This window comes from Flexibacter flexilis DSM 6793, assembly GCF_900112255.1.
Lineage (GTDB): Bacteria > Bacteroidota > Bacteroidia > Cytophagales > Flexibacteraceae > Flexibacter > Flexibacter flexilis.
Genome location: NZ_FOLE01000026.1, coordinates 1 through 4629, shown reverse-complemented (window position 1 = coordinate 4629; position 4629 = coordinate 1). Strand labels below are relative to the sequence as shown.

2 protein-coding genes are annotated in these 4629 nt (G+C 40.3%); both read left to right on the top strand.

Annotation, left to right across the window (positions count from 1 at the left end):
• Window positions 1-291: T9SS type A sorting domain-containing protein (locus BM090_RS17945; RefSeq protein WP_143084048.1), on the top strand; the 291-nt coding region annotated here is incomplete at its 5' end.
• A gap of 257 nt (window positions 292-548) precedes the next feature.
• The coding region (locus BM090_RS17940; protein WP_091517032.1) for a CARDB domain-containing protein at window positions 549-4629 on the top strand (4081 nt) is incomplete at its 3' end.

Sequence of the window (4629 nt, the reverse complement as noted above, 5' to 3'; positions counted from 1 at the left end):
TTTGCGATTACTCCTGTTGGAGTGAAAGAAGTAAAAGCTAAATCTGTGGCGATTTATCCTAACCCTAACAAAGGTTCATTCAAAATAGATTTGGCGAATGTAGAAGGCAAAGAAGCAATCGTTCGTTTGTATAGCACTACAGGCCAAAAAGTGTATGAAGGATCTTACCATGGTTTAAATGGAGGACAAGTCGTAGAGGTAGAAACGGAAGGTTTGCCTACTGGAATGTATTTGTTAAACTTAGAAGTAGAAGGCCAACGTTTCGTAGGAAAAGTATCTATTCAACAATAAGTTATAACTTATAAATTGCTGAAAAAGCCCGACTGCTCAAAACAGTCGGGCTTTTTTTGTTTATACTATATGTCTAATAGCACTCATTATTACCTACTTACAAGAAAAGAATATTTGATAAAAACAAAATAAAATTCTGTTGAAATTATAAAAATTAAAATTATATATCAAAAAGATAATTAAACTTGGAAAGACAATTTGCATAGAGTAACTTAATAGCCTAAAATATTTTGTTTTATCTTTAACTTAACTAACAAATGAAAAAATTATTTACCTTTTTTTGGGTATTGCTGTTAGTGCAGTTCAGCATTGCTCAGCAGGTAACGGTGCCTACGGACAACGTCAATGGTTCGAGCTACAGACAACCTTTTGGAGGTTACTATGGATATGAGCGGTCGCACATGCTTTACACAAGTTCTGAAATTGGCACTAGTGGTAATATTACTGCTATCAGTTTTTATGTAAACTCTGTATCTTCACCGAGTGACTCTCCAGCCGAGGTTTATTTAAAATTATCTTCAAACACAAGCATTAGTGCCTCTACAGTAGCAGACGTGGAAGCGGGAGCTACGCTTGTTTGGAGCGGAACAATTCCAGTAGCAAGCTTTGTGGCAGATTCTTGGGTTACAGTTACGCTGACAACACCATTTGCTTACAATACAGGTAGCAATTTGGAAGTGTTGGTAAAAAATAATGCAGGAGGTGCTGGTAATGAGGGTACTCTTGCTAAGCGATTTAGACATTCGACAACAACAGGAACATTGTTTCAGTCGTGGAATACTGACAACTCAGCCCCAGCAGGAACAGGTACCGTCTCAGGTAGTCGCCCTAATATTCGTTTGGATATGACACCGCTTGCCGCTACTACAGTAGGGGTTAGTAGTGTAGTTTCGCCAGCGAGTTCATGTAACTTAACAGCGAGTATGCCTATTACTATAAAAATTCGTAACAACGGTACTGGTGCATTAAATAACGTAACTATCCCAGTTTTTTATAGTATAAATGGTGGTGCTGCGGTAGCAGGTTCGTTTACAGGTACACTAGCTTCTGGTGCTACTGCGAACTATACATTCCCTACGAATGCTAACTTGGGCACTCTAGGAACTTATACATTTAAGTTTTGGACTGCCATGCCAGGTGACGAGTCTGCAGCAGATGATATTTTACAAAATTATAGTGTAACAAAAACAGCTCCAGCCACGATTACTCCTGTTACTTTTACAGGATATACTGGAGGTAATTTAAGCACCGTATTTACAGGTTGGAGTGAAGGCAACGGCCAAGCCAAGCCAGCAGGAACAACCTCTTCTTGGACGAATGACAATGCAATTTTTGGTGATGATGTAGCAAGAATAAATCTTTATAGCACTAACAAAAAAGAATGGATTTATAGCCCATCATTTGTTGCAGGTAATTCTTCTGCTATCAATTATAAAGTGGCATTGCGTCAATATAGTGCAACGGGTCAAGTTTCCTTGATGGACTCGGATGACTCTTTGAACGTGAGAGTATCTTCGGATTGTGGTGCGACTTGGCAAACGGTGTATAGCATTACCGCAGCCAATGCGCCAACTGCTTTGGAAAAAACAGAGTTTTCTTTACCTCTATCAGCGTATGCGGGTCAAGAGATTCGTGTGGGTTTCTTTGCGACTGAAGGTGTATCTTCAGGTACAAATGATTATTGGTTAATCCTTGATGATATCGAATTGATTACTCTTGCTCCTAATAACACAGGTATTACTCAAATTGTATCACCTAATGGAAGTTGTGGTCTTTCTGCCTCTACGCCAGTAACAGTTAAAATACGTAATTTCGGAACAACAGCTCAAACCAATATTCCTGTTCAATATACGGTAAATGGAGGTACAGCCGTAACCGCAACTTATACAGGTAGCTTAGCGGCAGGAGCGACAACAGAGTTTACATTCCCGACAACAGCTAATCTGTCAACAGTAGGAAGTTATACTATAGCCGCCAAAACATTATTGGCAGGAGATGTGGATCCTAGCAATGATGGTTCATCAAGCACTGTAGTTAAAGTGGGAGCAGCAAACTTCACATCAGTTTCTTTTACAGGATATACTGGGGGTAATTTAAGCACCGTATTTACAGGTTGGAGTGAAGGCAACGGCCAAGCCAAGCCAGCAGGAACAACCTCTTCTTGGACGAATGACAATACAATTTTTGGTGATGATGTGGCAAGAATAAATCTTTATAGTACTGGCAAAAAAGAATGGATTGTCAGTCCTTTGTTTGCTCCTAATAGTGCTTCTGCTGTCAACTATAAAGTGGCATTGCGTCAATATAGTGCAACGGGTCAGGTTTCCTCAATGGACTCGGATGACTCTTTGAACGTGAGAGTATCTTCGGATTGTGGTGCGACTTGGCAAACGGTGTATAGCATTACCGCAGCCAATGCGCCAACTGCTTTGGAAAAAACAGAGTTTTCTATGCCTCTATCAGCGTATGCGGGTCAAGAGATTCGTGTGGGTTTCTTTGCGACTGAAGGTGTATCTTCAGGTACAAATGATTATTGGTTAATCCTTGATGATATCGAATTGATTACTCTTGCTCCTAATAACACAGGTATTACTCAAATTGTATCACCTAATGGAAGTTGTGGTCTTTCTGCCTCTACGCCAGTAACAGTTAAAATACGTAATTTCGGAACAACAGCTCAAACCAATATTCCTGTTCAATATACGGTAAATGGAGGTACAGCCGTAACCGCAACTTATACAGGTAGCTTAGCGGCAGGAGCGACAACAGAGTTTACATTCCCGACAACAGCTAATCTGTCAACAGTAGGAAGTTATACTATAGCCGCCAAAACATTATTGGCAGGAGATGTGGATCCTAGCAATGATGGTTCATCAAGCACTGTAGTTAAAGTGGGAGCAGCAAACTTCACGTCAGTTTCTTTTACAGGATATACTGGGGATAATTTAAGCACCGTATTTACAGGTTGGAGTGAAGGCAACGGCCAAGCTAAGCCAGCAGGAACAACCTCTTCTTGGACGAATGACAATACAATTTTTGGTGATGATGTGGCAAGAATAAATCTTTATAGTACTGGCAAAAAAGAATGGATTGTCAGTCCTTTATTTGCTCCAACAAGTTCAAGCGGTGTATCATTTAAAATGGCATTGCGCAAATATAGCGCAACGGGTCAAGTTTCCTCAATGGACTCTGATGACTCTTTGAACGTGAGAGTATCTTCGGATTGTGGTGCGACTTGGCAAACGGTGTATAGCATTACCGCAGCCAATGCGCCAACTGCTCTTGAAAAAACAGAGTTTTCTATGCCTATTGCTTCATACGCGGGTCAAGAGATTCGTGTGGGTTTCTTTGCGACTGAAGGGGTATCTTCCAGTACAAGTGATTATTGGTTGATCCTTGATGATATTCAGTTAACTGAGCTAGTCGATGCCAATGTTGGAGTAAGTGCTATTAAACATCCTGTTGGTAAATGTGGTCTTTCTGCTGCGACTCCTGTAACTGTAACACTACACAATAATGGTACCGCTTCACAAACTAATTTCCCTGTGAGCTACAACGTAAACGGTGGCGCAGCGATTACTGAAACATTTACAGGTACATTGGCTTCTGGTGCTAGCGTAAATTATACCTTTAATACAACTGCTGATCTTTCTACGGTAGGAACTTATGCACTTGCTGCATGGACTTCATTACTTGGTGATAATATTACGGATAATGATAGCATGTCTGCAACTGTAATAAAAGAAGCTCCTGTGTCATTGATCCCTGTCAATTTTACTGGCTTTACAGGAGATAATTTAGGTACTGTATTTGCAGGTTGGAGTGAGGGGCGTGGCCAAACTGCACCTACAGGTACAATCTCTTCTTGGACTAGCAATACCTCTTCTTATCCTAATGATGCGGTTGCTTCATTATACATGAGTTCATTTAGTGCTTCTAAAAAAGAATGGTTGATTAGTCCATTGTATATTCCTTCGGCTACAGATGGATTATCCTTCAAAGTTGCATTGCGTCAGTCAACTTCTAATACAAGTGCAGTGGCTACAATGGACACAGACGACTCTTTGAACGTAAGAGTTACAACGGACTGTGGTGCTACATGGCAAACCATTTATAGCGTAACAGCAGCTAATGCACCTACTGTTTTAGAAAAATCAGAGTTTATAGCTTCGCTTACGGCATTTGCTGGCCAAGAAATTCGTATTGGTTTATTTGGTACTGAAGGTACATCTATAGCTTCAGGTTATTACATATTAGTAGATGATATTCAAATAGAAGCTCTTGTTCCTAACAATGTAGGTATAACATCTATTCTTGCACCAAGTGGAGCTTGTGGTA